This window comes from Clostridium ljungdahlii, from assembly GCF_001636845.1.
Lineage (GTDB): Bacteria > Bacillota > Clostridia > Clostridiales > Clostridiaceae > Clostridium_B > Clostridium_B ljungdahlii_A.
The window spans coordinates 95,674-110,989 of sequence record NZ_LITT01000023.1; the positions used below are offsets into that span (position 1 = coordinate 95,674).

Sequence of the window (15,316 nt, forward strand, 5' to 3'; positions counted from 1 at the left end):
CTAACAGGAGAAAAATATGAAGGGTGATATATTAGACTTTTTAAAAAAATTTATTATTTTAGTGTTTATGGGTACATCATTTATAATTGGACTCTCCTTATTTATGGTGGGAATGGGAAACCAAAAATATGATAACTTACCCCAATTCCTAATAAAATCAAAAAATATAATATTAAAAAAACAGGATACCAATTCAGAAAAAATAAAGGTGTACATAACTAAAGAAAATACAGTAAAAGAAATCAATTTAGAGCAATATGTAACAGGAGTAGTAGCTGCTGAAATGCCTGCCGAATTTTCAGAAGAAGCGCTTAAAGCACAGGCTGTGGCGTCTAGAACTTTTGCAGCTGCACATATGGAAGTGTATGGAGGCAAAAAATACAAGAGCAATACAGGTGCAGATGTATGTGATACAGTTAAGTGCCAGGTGTTTGTTAATAAAGAAGATAGGATGAAAAACTGGTCTAAGAATGATGGAGATAAATATTGGAGCAAAATTGTAGATGCAGTACAAGCTACTTCAGGACAGGTATTGACGTACAAAAATAAATTGGTGATGGAACCTTACTATTTTGCAGTAAGTGCAGGAAAAACTGAAAATTCAGAAGATGTATTTGGAGAAGCAGAAGGATATTTAAAGAGCGTAGAAAGTCCAGGAGAAGAAAGTGCACGAAAATATAAAACTTCGGTGAAAATGTCATATGCAGATTTTATAAATAAGGTAAACTCAAGTTATGCTAATTCAGGGTTATCTTCAGAAAACTTATCCAATCAGATAGTTATAAAAAGTAAAAATGAAAGTGGCTCTGTAAAAGAAATTAAACTTGGTGCTGTTACTATATCTGGTACGAAATTTAGAACTATTATGGGATTGAATTCGGCAAACTTTAGTATAGATTTTAAAGATGGTGTGTATATTCAATGCATTGGATATGGACATGGAGTTGGAATGAGCCAGTGGGGAGCTAATTATATGGGCAAAAACGGAAAAAATTATAAAAATATATTGTCTCATTATTATGAGGGAACTAGTCTAGAAAATGTAAACTTATTTAAAAAGTAATAATTATATCGGCTAATTGTATGTTAATAGAATACATTAAATAAATATTAAGTAAAAAAGAGGGAAATTTCCTCTTTTTTTGTAAAAAAATTTCATAAAATATGTATTTTTTTCTATTCTCTGGACAAACTACAAAAAGGAGGTGTTATTATGAACAAAAAATCTTTTAACAAAGCATTCAACTTTTTAAAAAAGGAGAGCTTTTATGTAATACTGTTTATATGTTTATGCATTGCAGTAACAGCGGCAGTAATAACAGCAAGAAATAATAAAAATCAAAGTGCACAGCTTCAAAAAAGTCAGGCTGTAGAGCAGAAAAAAATTAAGGAAACTGCAAAGGCAAATGAAAAGCCTTCTTCCAATTATAACAATGCTCTTCAAGTAAAAAAGGATAATAAGGCAAAATCCAATGTATCTAATAATGAAGCATCGAAGGGAGTATCTAACTCAGTAAGCACTTCCTTTCAAAAGCCAGTAGAGGGTAATATTGCAAGAGGTTATTCAGAGAATCCAGTATATTGGGATTCTACAGCAACTTATAGACCAAACTTAGGATATGATATACAAACTCCACTTGGCAAACCCGTGTTTGCAGCTATGGATGGAAAGGTAGAATCAGTAAATACAGCAACACAGGATGGAGTAGAAGTCATTATAGATCATCAAAATGGATTAAAAACAGTTTATTCTAATCTAGATCCGAGTGTGAAAGTTAGCACAGGTCAAACCATAAAAAAAGGAGCAGTTATTGGAGTAGTTGGGAAAAGTACACTGAGATCAGCTTATGAAAAATACGGAGATCACTTACACTTTGCTGTTTTGAAAGGAAAAGAATTTGTTGACCCAGGTAAATATATAAAATACTAATATTTGGCCATTTCTTAGAATTTTATGGAGAAATGGCCCATACACAATGAATTTTAAAATATTAATCAGCATATTTATAAATATATAGGAACAAGTATAATTGGCAGAGATTATTTAGTTTAATGATAAATACGAGTAAATACGTTTATGGATATATAATGTAAAGTTTCATCATCAATTGTTGATTGTAAAACGGTAACTGTAAAAAGGAGTTGAATAAAATTGAAAGATTATATTGAAGAAAGGGTTTTGGAAGTTGCCAAATATATAATAGGATCTAAGGCCACAATAAGGAAAACGGCTAAAGTTTTTGGGGTAAGTAAAAGTACTATACACAAGGATATGACAGAAAGGTTGCCTAAAATAAATCCTCAGATCGCTCAGGAAGCTAAGAGTATATTAGATTATAATAAGGCAGAGAGACATATAAGAGGTGGTAAAGCTACTAAAATGAAATATAAAGCTATTGAAGGCTAAAAACATTCCTATTATAATTAGAATATGATATGATAATAAAGGTAAATAAATTTACCTTTTAGTTTCAAAAGCAAAGGAGATTAGGAGTGAAAAGGGAATGTTTTTTAGCATAGGAACAGATATGGGAATAGATCTAGGTACAGCAACCGTACTTGTTTATATTAAAGGCAGGGGGGTAATTTTAAAGGAACCTTCAGTTGTTGCTATAGATAAGATAAAAAATAGAGTACTAGCTGTAGGAGAAGAAGCATGGCAGATGATAGGTAGAACACCTGGTAATATCGTTGCCATTCGTCCATTAAAAGATGGAGTTATATCTGATTATGATGTAACGGAAAAAATGTTGAAGTATTTTATAAGCAAGGCTTGTGGTAAAAATAGAATATCTTCACCAAGAATAGTTGTTTGCGTTCCATGTGAAGCTACTGAAGTTGAAAAAAGAGCTGTAATTGATGCGGCTAAAAATGCAGGCGCAAAAAAGGTATTTTTAATTGAAGAACCACTGGCAGCAGCTATAGGAGCTGGTATTGATATAACTAAGGCAAGTGGAAATATGGTAATAGATATAGGTGGAGGAACCACTGATGTAGCAGTAATTTCACTTGGAGGAATAGTTGTAAGGTCTTCTATTAAAGTTGCAGGTGATAAGTTCGATGAAGCCATAATGAAATATGTGAGAAAAGAACATAAGTTGATGATTGGTGAAAGAACCTCGGAAGATTTAAAAATAAAAATAGGATCTGCTTTTGATAGAGATGAAGAAGTAAGTATGGAAATAAGAGGTCGTGATTTAATTACAGGACTTCCTAAAAATATAACGGTATCTTCTGCGGAAATGAGAATAGCACTAAAAGAAACTGTAAATTCTATAGCAGATACAACTCGTGCAGTACTGGAAAAAACACCACCAGAATTATCAGCTGATATAGCTGATAAAGGTATTTTTATGACTGGTGGAGGTGCACTTTTAAATGGATTGAGTAATTTAATACAAAAAGTAACTAACGTACCTGTTTATGTTGCAGAAGAACCAGTATCATGTGTAGCACTGGGTACAGGTAAAGTACTTGAATATTTAGACAAAATGGAAGTAGTTTTTAGCGGCGATGATATAACGTTAATAGATTAAAACAAAGAAAAAATCTAACTTATTTAGTATTATGTATTTTTTAATAAGTTAGATTTTAATTTTCTTATATACACTAAAATGTTAGACATAGTTAAATATCAATAAATATGTTGTTGTAATATAAATAATATGAATGAATTAATGAATAAAGTATTACTTCAGCCATACTTAAAACTAAATTAAGACGTATATTGCTGCTGGAATTATTAAATAAATCTTCACTGCTATTTGAATCAACTATACCTATTATTGAGGAATTCCCTACATCCGGGAGAGATTTCCCTACACCTTTGCCAGGATGAACTGGAAAGTCTCTTACTTGAATATCGCCTATAGTTTCTAGATCACCTAAGCAAGCATCTATTCCTATAATGTTTTTATGCGGGTGAAGTAAATTTATTTTATTCAGTTTGCTTTCAATGTTTAAAGCATGTATAGGATCTGAGATTGTACCGTAGACAGGTAGAGGAAAATGCTTGCACTTTAAAAGTGTACCTACTAAGGGACCCAGACAGTCCCCTATATATCTATCTGTACCAATGCATACAATTATGGTATCGTTATTAATGTAATTTTTTAAAAAATAGGCAAGCTTGTAATATGCTAAGGGATCTTTATAATTAGTTTTTGCTTTATTCAATATATTCACCTTCTTTTATGTATGTACTTGTGAAGAACACTATATATAATTTATATGATGAGTTTATACAAATTATTAAAGTTAAATTAAGTGAATATGATTTTGAAAGAAATATAGAGAAATATGGAGAAAGATATATATAATATTAAAATTTAATCATATATTAAATTTGATAATAAGTTAATAAAACTGTATACTAATTTACGTTGAGTACGTTCTTGTTTTAAAGAGCGTAGGGTAATAAAATAAGCTGGCATGGCTCAGCAGGTAGAGCAACTGACTTGTAATCAGTAGGTCGTGGGTTCGATTCCTACTGCCAGCACCAAACATGGAGGAATTCCCGAGTGGCCAAAGGGGGCAGACTGTAAATCTGTTGTCAGTGACTTCGATGGTTCGAATCCATCTTCCTCCACCATAAATATAAGGGCGCATAGCTCAGCTGGGAGAGCATCTGCCTTACAAGCAGAGGGTCATAGGTTCGAGCCCTATTGTGCCCACCATTTAGAATAATAATAGAATAAGCTGGCATGGCTCAGCAGGTAGAGCAACTGACTTGTAATCAGTAGGTCGTGGGTTCGATTCCTACTGCCAGCACCAAATGCGGAGGAATTCCCGAGTGGCCAAAGGGGGCAGACTGTAAATCTGTTGTCAGTGACTTCGATGGTTCGAATCCATCTTCCTCCACCATAAATATAAAGGCACTTTTAGGTGTTTTTTATTTTATAAAAATTTTATAATCTTAATAAATCAAAAAATTATATTATAGCTCTTATCAAGAGAGGCGGAGGGAACAAGGCCCTATGAAACCCGGCAACCAGTGAAAATCACCAAGGTGCCAATTCCTGCAGTATTCTGCAAGATAAGAGAGTAGTTAAGTTATTTAACCTCTTCTTATCGAAGAGGTTTTTTTAATTGACATGCCACTTTAGGTATTTCAGTTTATATTGTGAATATAGGATTTAAATTAGCATTTAATGCAATAGAATTAATTCACTTATTGTAAGAAAAGTATATTTTTACATGGGAGGTATAGAAAATGAGAAAACTATTTACATCTGAATCAGTTACAGAAGGCCATCCAGATAAAATGTGTGATCAGATTTCAGATGCTATCTTAGATGCCATACTGGAACAAGATCCTTATGGAAGAGTAGCGTGTGAAACTGCAACTACTACAGGTATGGTTTTGGTTATGGGTGAGATATCAACCAATTGTTATATTGACATTTCAAAAATAGTTAGAAATACTGTAAGAGAAATAGGATATACTAGAGCTAAATATGGATTTGACTGCCAGACTTGTTCAGTAATAAGTTCAATTGATGAACAATCATCTGATATAGCTATGGGAGTCGATAAAGCTTTAGAAGCTAAGGAAGGCGAAATGGAGGCCATAGAAGCTATAGGTGCTGGAGATCAGGGTATGATGTTCGGATTTGCTACAAATGAAACTCCAGAATATATGCCTATGCCAATAAGTCTTGCTCACAAACTTGCAAAGAGATTAGCACAGGTTAGAAAAGATAAAGTTTTAGATTATCTAAGACCGGATGGAAAAACTCAAGTTACTATAGAATATGAAGATAATAAGCCAGTTAGAGTTGATACCATAGTAGTATCTACTCAGCATGATGAAATGGTAACTAGAAAACAAATTGAAACAGATATAATAAACAATGTAATAAGACCTGTTGTACCACGAGAGTTTTTAGATTATAAAACTAAGTATTTCATAAATCCAACAGGAAGATTTGTTGTTGGAGGTCCCCAGGGAGATTCTGGACTTACAGGAAGAAAGATAATAGTAGATACCTATGGTGGTTATGGAAGACATGGCGGCGGTGCTTTTTCTGGTAAAGACCCAACCAAGGTTGATAGATCTGCTGCTTATGCTGCAAGATGGGTAGCAAAAAATTTAGTAGCTGCAGGTATTGCAGATAAGTTGGAAATACAACTTGCTTATGCCATTGGTGTAGCAAAGCCTGTATCTATAACTGTAGATACTTTTGGTACAGGAAATATACCGGAAGAAAAAATAGTAGATATAGTAAACAAGGTATTTGATCTGAGACCAGCTGCTATAATAAAAGATTTAAATCTTAGAAGACCTATATACAGGCAAGTTGCGGCTTATGGACATTTTGGAAGAACTGATATTGATGTACCTTGGGAAAGATTAGATAAAGTTGAAGAAATAAAAAAATATATGTAAATAATGAAAAGCTCTATATTGTAAAATGATATAGGGCTTTTTTAGTATGGTGGATTAAGACAAAGTTTAATGTGGTATAATTATTTATAAATATATGATTTTGTTTGCAAATAAGGGTAGGAGAGATTCTATGCAAGAATTACAAGGAATTGTAGAAAGTATAATATTTCAAAATAAAGATAATGGGTATGTAGTTGCTAAAATAAGAGAAAATAAAGATGAAGTAACTATAGTAGGATGTATACCTAATATAATTGAAGGACAAAATTTGAAGGCTGTAGGGGAATGGGTTCTTCATCCTCAGTTTGGGAATCAATTTAAGGTTCAGGCTTCTGAAGAGATAATACCTAGTACTACTATTGGCATAGAGAGATATTTGGCCTCTGGAATAATATCGGGCATAGGTCCAGTAACAGCAAAGAAAATAGTAGAGAAGTTTGGTGAAAATACCCTTCAAATATTGGATAATAACATAGGAAGATTAAAAGAAATAGAAGGTATAGGAGCAAAAAAAATAGCTTTAATAGAGGAATCCTATTCTAAACAAAATGAAGTGAGAAATATAATGATATTTCTGCAAACTTATGGAATAACTCCTAGTCAGTGTGTTAAAATACATAAAAAATTTGGAGCAGATTCTATAAGTATTGTGAAAGAAAATCCATATACCCTTACAGAAGAAATAAGTGGTATAGGTTTTAAAACGGCAGATAAGATAGCAAGAAGCCTTGGAATAGAGAATAATTCTCCATTTAGGATACAAAGTGGAATAAGGTATTTGGTGAATAAGTTTTGCAGCTTGGGAAATACGTATATGCCTATAGATAACCTTATAAAAGAAGGTGTTGACATACTCCATATAACTCAAAAAGAACTGGAAGAAAACATATATGAAAGTTCTGTAAATGGAAAAATAAAATTGGAGAAGTGGGAAGATAAAGTATGTGTATTTTCTATGACCTATTATTATTGCGAATTGAGTGTAACTAGAAAAATATTGATGTTAGCTTTCACTAAATATAAGGACATGAATTTTAATATAGATAAAGAGATAGAAGATTTTGAGAAGGAAAATAATATGAATTTTGCTGTTTCTCAAAAAGAAGCTATTAGAGGGGCAATTGAAAATGGAGTGGAGATAATAACAGGAGGTCCTGGAACAGGTAAAACAACTATAATTAATTGCATAATTAGATTATTTGAAAAGGCAAAGCTTAAAGTTTTAATGGGTGCTCCCACGGGAAGAGCAGCAAAGAGAATGTCAGAATCTACAAAACGAGAATCAAAGACCATACATAGGCTTCTTGAAATGGGAGTGGGAAGCGATGAAGAAGCTTTATTTTTTTCAAGAGGAGAGCAATCACCACTACAATGCGATGTGGTTATTATAGATGAGGCTTCTATGATAGATATAGTGCTCATGAATAACTTATTGAAGGCTGTCTCTATGGGAACTAGGTTAATAATAGTAGGGGATGCAGAGCAGCTTCCATCTGTAGGACCTGGAAATGTGCTAAGAGACTTTATAGACAGCAAATGTATTAAAGTAGTTAGATTAAAAGAGATATTTAGGCAATCAAAAGAGAGTATGATTATAGTTAATGCTCATAAGATAAATTCTGGAGAGATGCCTATTTTAAATAAAAAGAATAAAGATTTTTATTTTATAAAGTGTCAGGATCCTTCGGATATATTAGATACATTGGTAGGATTAATAGATAAAAGGTTGCCAAGTTTTAATAGTAGTTGGAATAAAATAGAGGATATTCAAATACTATCTCCTATGAGAAAGGGAGTTTTAGGAGTATCAAATTTAAATAGAAAACTTCAGCAAGTTCTAAATCCTAAAAGTCCCAATAAGAGAGAAAAAAAGTTTAGAGACATGACTTTTAGGGTAGGAGATAAAGTGATGCAGATTAAAAATAATTATACTTTAAAATGGCAAGGCATTTCAGAAGAAAACAAGGAAAGCGGTATGGGTGTTTTTAATGGCGATTTTGGATATATAGAAGACATAGATGAAGAAAAAAATAGAGTGGTAGTTGTGTTTGATGAAGAAAAAAGAGTTGTATATGATAGTATGTACTTAGATGAGCTGGATTTATCTTATGCAATAACCATACATAAAAGTCAAGGTAGTGAATTCCCAGTAATTATTATACCTATGTTTATGGGTCCGCCGCTGCTTATGAATAGAAATTTATTGTATACAGCTATAACTAGAGCAAAACAGATGGTAATACTTGTTGGGAGTTTGAAAGCTTTGAACTTTATGATAAATAATAATAAAAGCTTTGAAAGGTATTCGTTATTAAAATATAGAATAATGGATATAATGGAGAGTGAAACAAATGCTACTGTGGAATGAATCATGTCTTATTAATGAGAGAAAAAAAATAAGTGAGAATATAGTAAAATGGAGCGGTACTAAAGATATTTTTTTAAACTGTATCTCAGTTCCTTATAATTCTACTGAGATTTTCCTGGAGATTATTGAAAAATACATAAGACAAAATGAAAATATTATTTATATTACTAATGAAAAAATGGGTAATGTGGATATAATAAAAAATATAAAAAAGTATACGCATTTTACGGATTATTGCTATGTGAAAGGATGTAAAAGTAATTCAAATTGTAAATTACAGATATGTAATTTTGAAAATGCATCAAAGTTGGAAGATAAGTTTGAATTAGTCATATATGATGATATAAGTAGTTTTTCATTATACAATAAGTACGAGATATGCAAATTAATTAGCAAATTAACTCATGAGGATAGTAAAGTTATAATATATTCTATAGAAAGTATAGTTGAAAATAGTAAAAAGGTATTTTTGCCTGCTAAAAATGAAGGATTAATAATTGAACCGAGGAGTATACTTACTAGACTGAATATGAATAAAGAAATGCCTTTTTTGGTATACGATTATTTAAAATGGTCAATAAGTATAGGCAAGAAGACAATAATATATGTACCTAGCAAATATAAAATAGATAAGGTAGCTTTATATATGCATAAATATTGTAAAAGTTTAGCACAGGATGTGGTATGTTTTGCTAAAGGGGAATCGAATAAGAAATTGATCTATAAGTTTTTACAGACAAAAAACTCAATATTAATAACTAACTGTTTTGAAGAAACTGCATTAAATGCAAAAAATTCAGAATTAATAGTATATTTTGCAGATGATGTTAACTTTACTTATAAAGAATTTGTTTACTTGTGTGGAAGTGTTGGAAGAGGTGAAAAAGATTTAAAAGAGGAGGTTATACTGGTTTCCAATATAGAGACAGAAGAGATTGAGAAAGCAAAGAGTATAACTAGCAATTTTAATAGGGAAGCATGGAACATGGGATTACTAAAAATTTAAAATTTTTATTAGATTGTGTACTAGGGCTTATATATTGTGGAGATGAAAGATGTATACTATGTAAAAAAGATATATATAATGATAGAAACATATGTGAAGCTTGTGAAAGCAATATAAAAGTTTGTAAAGACAGTTTTGAGATTGGATATGATGATAAAAAAATTCAATGCTATAGTAGTGCTTATTATTCTGGAGCGATGATGGAACTTATAATAAAATTAAAGTATAAGAGTTCTTTTAAAGCTGGAGATGTTATAGCAAAGTGTATGAGAAATATTATAGCTAATAATCACATTGATTTCGATGTTTTTACATACGTACCTATGACTAAGAAAGCATTGAAAAAGAGAGGATATAATCAAGCTGAATATTTGGCGAACAGTTTGGGGAATTATACTAATAAGCCTGTTATATGCTGTCTAGACAAAATAAAGGAAACAAAGGATCAAATAGGATTGGATAAAACAGAGAGATGGAGTAATATGTCAGAAAGCTTTCAGGTATGCAATAAAAAAATTATAAAAAATAAAAAAATTTTGTTAATAGACGACGTTTTAACTACTGGTGCTACAGCTTTTGGATGCTGTTCAGAACTTTTGAAAAATGGAGCAAAAAAAATTAACGTATTGACTGGAGCAAAAAGTAGAGTATAATTTTATTAGTCAAGTTAGGTTTGTGGTTGAAAGTCGATGCCAGTCGCAGGCAAAACGATCCACGTAAGTTAGATAAAATATTTAATGAGCATGGTGCGGCTTAGAAGTAAGTCCTGCCGTAAAATACGAGAGGATTAGTAGTGAGAGGTTAATTCCCGGTAGCGAAAGTTCCAGCAGGCGAGTGTGGGGGCAAAGACCAGGTCAGCTAACTTGCAAATGCACTAACAGTGCAATATAGCAGCCTTTTTTAAGGCTGCTATATTAATTCTAAAAGATTATTTATTATTAGTTTTTGGTATTAATAAAAAAGTAGTATAAATGTGTCATTAATAGCTATTGTAATTTATGATAAACAGTATTAAAATATAACTAACAAAACATAGATTAATCCTTTACATATGTTTAGGATTACAATAGGAAGGGGCTGGAAATATGAAAATAACTGTAAAAGGGAAAAATATCGTGGTAACTGATGCATTGAAAAATGCGGTGGAGAAGAAGCTATGTAAGCTAGAAAAATATTTCAACCCTGATGTAGTAGCGCATGCTACATTAAGCGTACAAAAAACTAGACAAATAATTGAAGTCACTATTCCTTTTGGAGGAGTTATACTAAGAGGAGAAGAAGGAAATTCAGATATGTATGCTTCAATTGATTTAGTTGTGGATAAATTAGAGAGACAGATAAGAAAGCAAAAGACAAAGTTGTTAAGAAGAAACAATTCGGAATCTTTGAGATTTCAATGCATACCAGATGAGTCAGAAAAAGACGAACAAGAACAAAAAATAGTTAGAACCAAGAAATTTGCAATAAAACCAATGTCATCTGAAGAAGCAGTTCTTCAAATGGAACTTTTAGGTCATAGTTTCTTTGTATATCAGGATGCTGAAAATGGAGAAGTAAATGTAGTATATAAGAGGCGGGATGGAAATTACGGATTAATAGAGCCTGAATTTTAAAAGTTAGATGCAATAAAGGGGGAGCATAAAGCTTCCTCTTTTTATACTTTAAAAATAGACAGCATATTATTAAACTAAAGTAAACTATTATTTAATAAGTTGAACACCTAATAATTAGATGATATAATTTATAAGGTGTATACTTTTGTAAACAAATTTAACATGGTGAGGATGAAAATAATGAAACTTTTTCAGAAAATATTCGGTTCATATAGTGAACGGGAAGTAAAAAGAGTTATCCCTATAGTAGATAAAATAGATAGTTTAGATTCAAAAATGCAGGGATTGACGAGTGGAGAACTTAGAGCAAAGACAGATGAATTTAAAGATAGACTTTCTAAGGGTGAATCTTTAGATGAAATATTACCTGAAGCTTTTGCTGTTGTTAGAGAGGTAGGATATAGAACTATAGGCTTAAAGCAATATAGGGAGCAGTTAATAGGTGGAGTAGTGCTCCATCAAGGAAGAATATCAGAGATGAAAACTGGTGAAGGTAAAACACTTGTTGCTACCGCACCTGCATATTTAAATGCACTTACAGGAAAAGGAGTTCATATAGTTACAGTAAATGACTATCTGGCAAAAAGAGATAGAGATACCATGGCACCTATATATGAAGCACTAGGACTTAAAGTAGGTGTAATACTACATGATTTGGATCAAACCCAGAGACAAGAAGCGTACAATTGTGATATAACTTACGGTACTAATAGTGAATTTGGATTTGACTATTTGAGAGATAATATGGTTATTTACAAAGAAGAAAGAGTACAAAGAGGGCTTAACTTTGTTATAGTGGATGAGGTTGACTCTATTTTAATCGATGAAGCAAGAACACCTCTTATTATTTCAGGTGAAGGAGAAAAATCAACTGAATTTTATAATATTGCGGATAGCTTTGCAAAATCCTTACAAAAAGAGGATTATGATGTAGATGAAAAGGCAAATTCGGTAATACTTACAGATACAGGTGTAAAAAAGGCTGAAAACTTCTTTCAATTGGCAAACTATGCGGATCCAGAGAATATGGAGATACAGCATTATGTAGTTCAATCTTTGAAGGCTAACTATATAATGAGAAGAGATAAAGATTATATGGTGAAAAATGGAGAAGTGCTCATTGTAGATGAATTTACAGGAAGAATGATGGAAGGCAGAAGATACAGCGATGGGTTACATCAAGCTATAGAAGCTAAGGAAAATGTAAAAGTAGAGAGAGAATCAAAGACACTTGCAACTATTACTTATCAAAATTATTTTAGGATGTTTAATAAATTATCAGGTATGACAGGTACTGCACTGACAGAGGAAAATGAATTTAGAGAAATATACGGACTTGATGTAATAGTAATACCTACCCATAAGCCTATAGCAAGAACAGATTACCCTGATGTAGTTTATAAAAGTGCAAAAGGAAAATTTAAAGCTATAGCAGATGAAATATATGAAACCTATAAAAAAGGTCAGCCTGTACTTGTAGGTACAGTAAGTATAGAAAAATCTGAGTTACTTTCAGATATGTTAAAGAAAAGAGGAGTACCTCATCAAGTTTTAAATGCTAAGTTTCATGAAATGGAAGCAGAAATAATTTCTCATGCAGGAGAAAAGGGAACAATTACTATAGCAACTAATATGGCAGGTCGTGGTACTGATATAAAGCTAGGAAAGGATGTAGTTGCTCTTGGCGGACTTAAAATAATAGGAACTGAAAGACATGAGTCAAGGAGAATTGATAACCAACTTAGAGGGCGTTCAGGACGTCAAGGAGATCCTGGTACATCAAGATTTTATGTATCACTAGAAGATGATCTGATGAGAATATTTGGTTCAGATAGACTTCAGGGAATAGTTGAAAAATTAGGTCTCAAAGAAGATGAGGCCATAGAAAGTAGAATGGTTACAAATGCTATAGAAGGTGCGCAGAAGAAAGTAGAAGGAAATAACTTTGATATAAGAAAAACTTTACTTCAATATGACGATGTAATAAATAAGCAGAGGGAAATTATATACAAACAGAGATCACAAGTGCTTGAAGGTGAAGATCTTAGAGAATACATGGTTGATATGATAAAGAGTTTAGTATCTTCTATTGTAGATTCTCATATATCCGGTATAGAAGAAGATTTTGAAGATGAAGTAGAAAAGCTAATAAAATATATGGAAGAAGTTTATGTACAAAAAGATTCCATAAAGAAAGAGGATATTATAAATCTTTCCAATGAGGAAATTAAGCAGAAATATATAGATATAGGTCAAAAAATTTATGAAGAAAAAGAAGAAGAGTGTACTCCAGAGCAGATGAGAGAAATTGAGAGAGTTATCTTACTTAGAGTTGTTGATACAAAATGGATGGATCATATAGATGATATGGAGCACTTAAAGAGAGCTATTGGACTTAGAGCCTACAGGCAGCAGGAACCAGCGCAAGCATATCAGTTTGAAGGCAGCGAAATGTTTGAGGAAATGATATATAATATTAAATTGGATACTGTTAAGTATCTTCTTCATGTACAAATTGAAAAAGCACCTGAGAGAGAAAGAGTAGCTAAGAATGTAGTTACTAATCAAGGTGAAGAAACTGCAATGAAGAAAAAACCTATAAAGAAAGAAAAAACTGTAGGAAGAAATGATCCTTGCCCTTGTGGCAGCGGCAAAAAATATAAAAATTGTTGTGGAAAGCTTGCAAATAACTAAGATGACATTGAGGTGGTTGTATGATAATTGATTTGGAAGAATCCCTATCAAAATTGAGCATATTAAAAAAAACATTAAATAAAATAAAGGAGTCTCTTTGACCTAGGTAACTATAAGAATAGGATAGAAGAATTGCAGATGAAAATGCAGGAGCCTAATTTCTGGGATCACTTGGAAAGGGCACAGGAAGTAACTTCTGAGGAAAAGTTTTTAAATGAAAAGCTGGATATGTATAATAAGTTGGAGAGTAGAATAAATGATGCAGAAATTCTAGCTCATATTGCGGAAGAAGAGGAAGATATTTCTGGCTGCAAAGATATATTATCTGAAGTTGAAGATATCGAAAATATAATTGATAAACTTAAAATAGAAATACTTTTATCAGGACAATATGATAAAAACAATGCCATATTGAATTTACATGTGGGAGTTGGTGGCACAGATGCCCAAGACTGGACGGAAATGCTTTTGAGGATGTATACCAGATGGGCAGAAAAATCTGGATATAAAGTTGAGACTTTAGACATCCTTCCTGCAGATGATGCTGGAATAAAAAGTGTATCATTAAGGATAATAGGGGAATTTGCTTATGGGTATTTGAAAGCCGAAAAGGGTATCCATAGATTGGTTAGAATATCACCTTTCAATGCTAATGGGAAAAGACAGACTTCTTTTGCATCTGTAGAGGTTTTACCGGAACTTACTAAAAGCCAAGATATAGACATAAGGCCAGAAGATTTAAGGGTAGATACCTATAGGTCTTCTGGTGCAGGCGGACAGCACGTAAATAAAACGGAATCTGCAGTTAGGATAACTCATATACCTACAGGTATAGTTGTACAGTGCCAGAATGAAAGAAGTCAGCATTATAATAGAGAAACTGCAATGCTCATGTTAAAATCAAAACTTGTGGAACTTAAAGAAAGAGCACATAAGGAAAAGATAGAAGATCTTGCAGGAGAACTTAAGGACATGGGATGGGGAAGTCAGATAAGATCCTATGCATTCCATCCATATACTCTTGTAAAAGATCATAGAACTGGAGTAGAGAATGGAAATGTGTCTTCAGTAATGGATGGAGAAATTGATAATTTTATATTAGCTTATTTAAGACAGCAGGCAAAGTAAATAAAGTGCTATCAGGCGTATAATCTGATAGCATTTATTTGCATTTGTCCGATGACTATCTGCTCTAATATTCCAACTTGGAAAAGTGGGAATATTAGAGCAGATATGTTCCTGGATAA

Annotated in this window: 13 protein-coding genes, 5 tRNA genes and 1 riboswitch; of the genes, 17 read left to right on the forward strand and 1 reads right to left on the reverse strand. The window is 32.2% G+C overall.

Going from position 1 to position 15,316, the window contains the following annotated elements; genetic code table 11:
* Window positions 1–16 precede the first annotated feature (16 nt).
* The 4 genes from spoIID to WY13_RS10210 all read left to right on the forward strand — a co-directional run bounded on the left by spoIID (window position 17) and on the right by WY13_RS10210 (window position 3,536).
* On the forward strand, window positions 17–1,063 hold the full coding sequence (spoIID, locus tag WY13_RS10195; RefSeq protein ID WP_063555570.1) for a stage II sporulation protein D: 1,047 nt from the start codon (window positions 17–19) through the stop codon (window positions 1,061–1,063).
* Between the two features lie 150 nt (window positions 1,064–1,213).
* Window positions 1,214–1,930, forward strand: a complete 717-nt coding sequence (locus WY13_RS10200; protein ID WP_063555571.1) for a M23 family metallopeptidase — start codon at window positions 1,214–1,216, stop codon at window positions 1,928–1,930.
* 222 nt (window positions 1,931–2,152) lie between these two features.
* Window positions 2,153–2,407, forward strand: a complete 255-nt coding sequence (gene spoIIID, locus WY13_RS10205) for a sporulation transcriptional regulator SpoIIID (RefSeq protein ID WP_013236939.1) — start codon at window positions 2,153–2,155, stop codon at window positions 2,405–2,407.
* Window positions 2,408–2,504: 97 nt separating this feature from the next.
* A complete protein-coding gene (locus WY13_RS10210; RefSeq protein ID WP_013236940.1) occupies window positions 2,505–3,536 on the forward strand; it encodes a rod shape-determining protein in 1,032 nt (343 codons plus the stop codon).
* A gap of 91 nt (window positions 3,537–3,627) precedes the next feature.
* Here the strand turns inward: WY13_RS10210 and yyaC are convergent, their stop codons facing one another.
* A complete protein-coding gene (yyaC, locus tag WY13_RS10215) occupies window positions 3,628–4,176 on the reverse strand; it encodes a spore protease YyaC (RefSeq protein ID WP_013236942.1) in 549 nt (182 codons plus the stop codon).
* A 17-nt stretch (window positions 4,177–4,193) separates the two neighbouring features.
* Here yyaC and WY13_RS22090 point away from each other — a divergent pair, with 17 nt between their 5' ends.
* The 13 genes from WY13_RS22090 to prfB all read left to right on the forward strand — a co-directional run bounded on the left by WY13_RS22090 (window position 4,194) and on the right by prfB (window position 15,197).
* A complete protein-coding gene (locus WY13_RS22090) occupies window positions 4,194–4,319 on the forward strand; it encodes a hypothetical protein (protein WP_278321784.1) in 126 nt (41 codons plus the stop codon).
* A 106-nt stretch (window positions 4,320–4,425) separates the two neighbouring features.
* Window positions 4,426–4,501: transfer RNA gene (locus WY13_RS10220), tRNA-Thr, on the forward strand.
* Between the two features lie 5 nt (window positions 4,502–4,506).
* Window positions 4,507–4,591: transfer RNA gene (locus tag WY13_RS10225), tRNA-Tyr, on the forward strand.
* Window positions 4,592–4,600: 9 nt separating this feature from the next.
* A tRNA-Val gene (locus WY13_RS10230) sits at window positions 4,601–4,676 on the forward strand.
* Between the two features lie 21 nt (window positions 4,677–4,697).
* A tRNA-Thr gene (locus WY13_RS10235) sits at window positions 4,698–4,773 on the forward strand.
* A gap of 5 nt (window positions 4,774–4,778) precedes the next feature.
* A tRNA-Tyr gene (locus WY13_RS10240) sits at window positions 4,779–4,863 on the forward strand.
* A gap of 79 nt (window positions 4,864–4,942) precedes the next feature.
* A riboswitch (SAM riboswitch) is annotated at window positions 4,943–5,042 on the forward strand.
* 170 nt (window positions 5,043–5,212) lie between these two features.
* Window positions 5,213–6,388: a methionine adenosyltransferase gene (gene metK, locus WY13_RS10245; RefSeq protein WP_013236943.1), complete on the forward strand. Its 1,176-nt coding sequence runs from the start codon at window positions 5,213–5,215 to the stop codon at window positions 6,386–6,388.
* Between the two features lie 130 nt (window positions 6,389–6,518).
* Window positions 6,519–8,756, forward strand: coding sequence for an SF1B family DNA helicase RecD2 (gene recD2 / locus WY13_RS10250; protein ID WP_063555572.1), 2,238 nt, complete (start codon window positions 6,519–6,521; stop codon window positions 8,754–8,756).
* A complete protein-coding gene (locus tag WY13_RS10255) occupies window positions 8,740–9,762 on the forward strand; it encodes a hypothetical protein (protein ID WP_063555573.1) in 1,023 nt (340 codons plus the stop codon). The genes recD2 and WY13_RS10255 overlap by 17 nt, the downstream gene beginning before the upstream one ends.
* On the forward strand, window positions 9,735–10,415 hold the full coding sequence (locus WY13_RS10260) for a ComF family protein (RefSeq protein WP_063555574.1): 681 nt from the start codon (window positions 9,735–9,737) through the stop codon (window positions 10,413–10,415). Before WY13_RS10255 ends, WY13_RS10260 begins: the two co-directional genes overlap by 28 nt.
* 432 nt (window positions 10,416–10,847) lie before the next feature.
* Window positions 10,848–11,375, forward strand: a complete 528-nt coding sequence (gene hpf / locus WY13_RS10265; protein ID WP_013236947.1) for a ribosome hibernation-promoting factor, HPF/YfiA family — start codon at window positions 10,848–10,850, stop codon at window positions 11,373–11,375.
* 180 nt (window positions 11,376–11,555) lie between these two features.
* Window positions 11,556–14,069, forward strand: a complete 2,514-nt coding sequence (gene secA / locus WY13_RS10270; protein WP_063555575.1) for a preprotein translocase subunit SecA — start codon at window positions 11,556–11,558, stop codon at window positions 14,067–14,069.
* Window positions 14,070–14,089: 20 nt separating this feature from the next.
* Window positions 14,090–15,197, forward strand: a protein-coding gene (gene prfB, locus WY13_RS10275) for a peptide chain release factor 2 (protein WP_156499017.1) whose coding sequence is annotated in 2 segments (ribosomal slippage) — window positions 14,090–14,167 and window positions 14,169–15,197 — 1,107 coding nt in all. Because the reading frame shifts where the segments join, the coding sequence is not laid out codon by codon here.
* Window positions 15,198–15,316: the final 119 nt, after the last annotated feature.

What these genes read in the sequence shown, in the direction of transcription:
- spoIID (WP_063555570.1), top strand. Translation starts at nt 17, where the DNA reads ATGAAGGGTGATATATTAGACTTTTTAAAAAAATTTATTATTTTAGTG.
- WY13_RS10200 (WP_063555571.1), top strand. Translation starts at nt 1,214, where the DNA reads ATGAACAAAAAATCTTTTAACAAAGCATTCAACTTTTTAAAAAAGGAG.
- WY13_RS10210 (WP_013236940.1), top strand. Translation starts at nt 2,505, where the DNA reads ATGTTTTTTAGCATAGGAACAGATATGGGAATAGATCTAGGTACAGCA.
- WY13_RS22090 (WP_278321784.1), top strand. Translation starts at nt 4,194, where the DNA reads ATGTATGTACTTGTGAAGAACACTATATATAATTTATATGATGAGTTT.
- metK (WP_013236943.1), top strand. Translation starts at nt 5,213, where the DNA reads ATGAGAAAACTATTTACATCTGAATCAGTTACAGAAGGCCATCCAGAT.
- recD2 (WP_063555572.1), top strand. Translation starts at nt 6,519, where the DNA reads ATGCAAGAATTACAAGGAATTGTAGAAAGTATAATATTTCAAAATAAA.
- WY13_RS10255 (WP_063555573.1), top strand. Translation starts at nt 8,740, where the DNA reads ATGCTACTGTGGAATGAATCATGTCTTATTAATGAGAGAAAAAAAATA.
- WY13_RS10260 (WP_063555574.1), top strand. Translation starts at nt 9,735, where the DNA reads ATGGAACATGGGATTACTAAAAATTTAAAATTTTTATTAGATTGTGTA.
- hpf (WP_013236947.1), top strand. Translation starts at nt 10,848, where the DNA reads ATGAAAATAACTGTAAAAGGGAAAAATATCGTGGTAACTGATGCATTG.
- secA (WP_063555575.1), top strand. Translation starts at nt 11,556, where the DNA reads ATGAAACTTTTTCAGAAAATATTCGGTTCATATAGTGAACGGGAAGTA.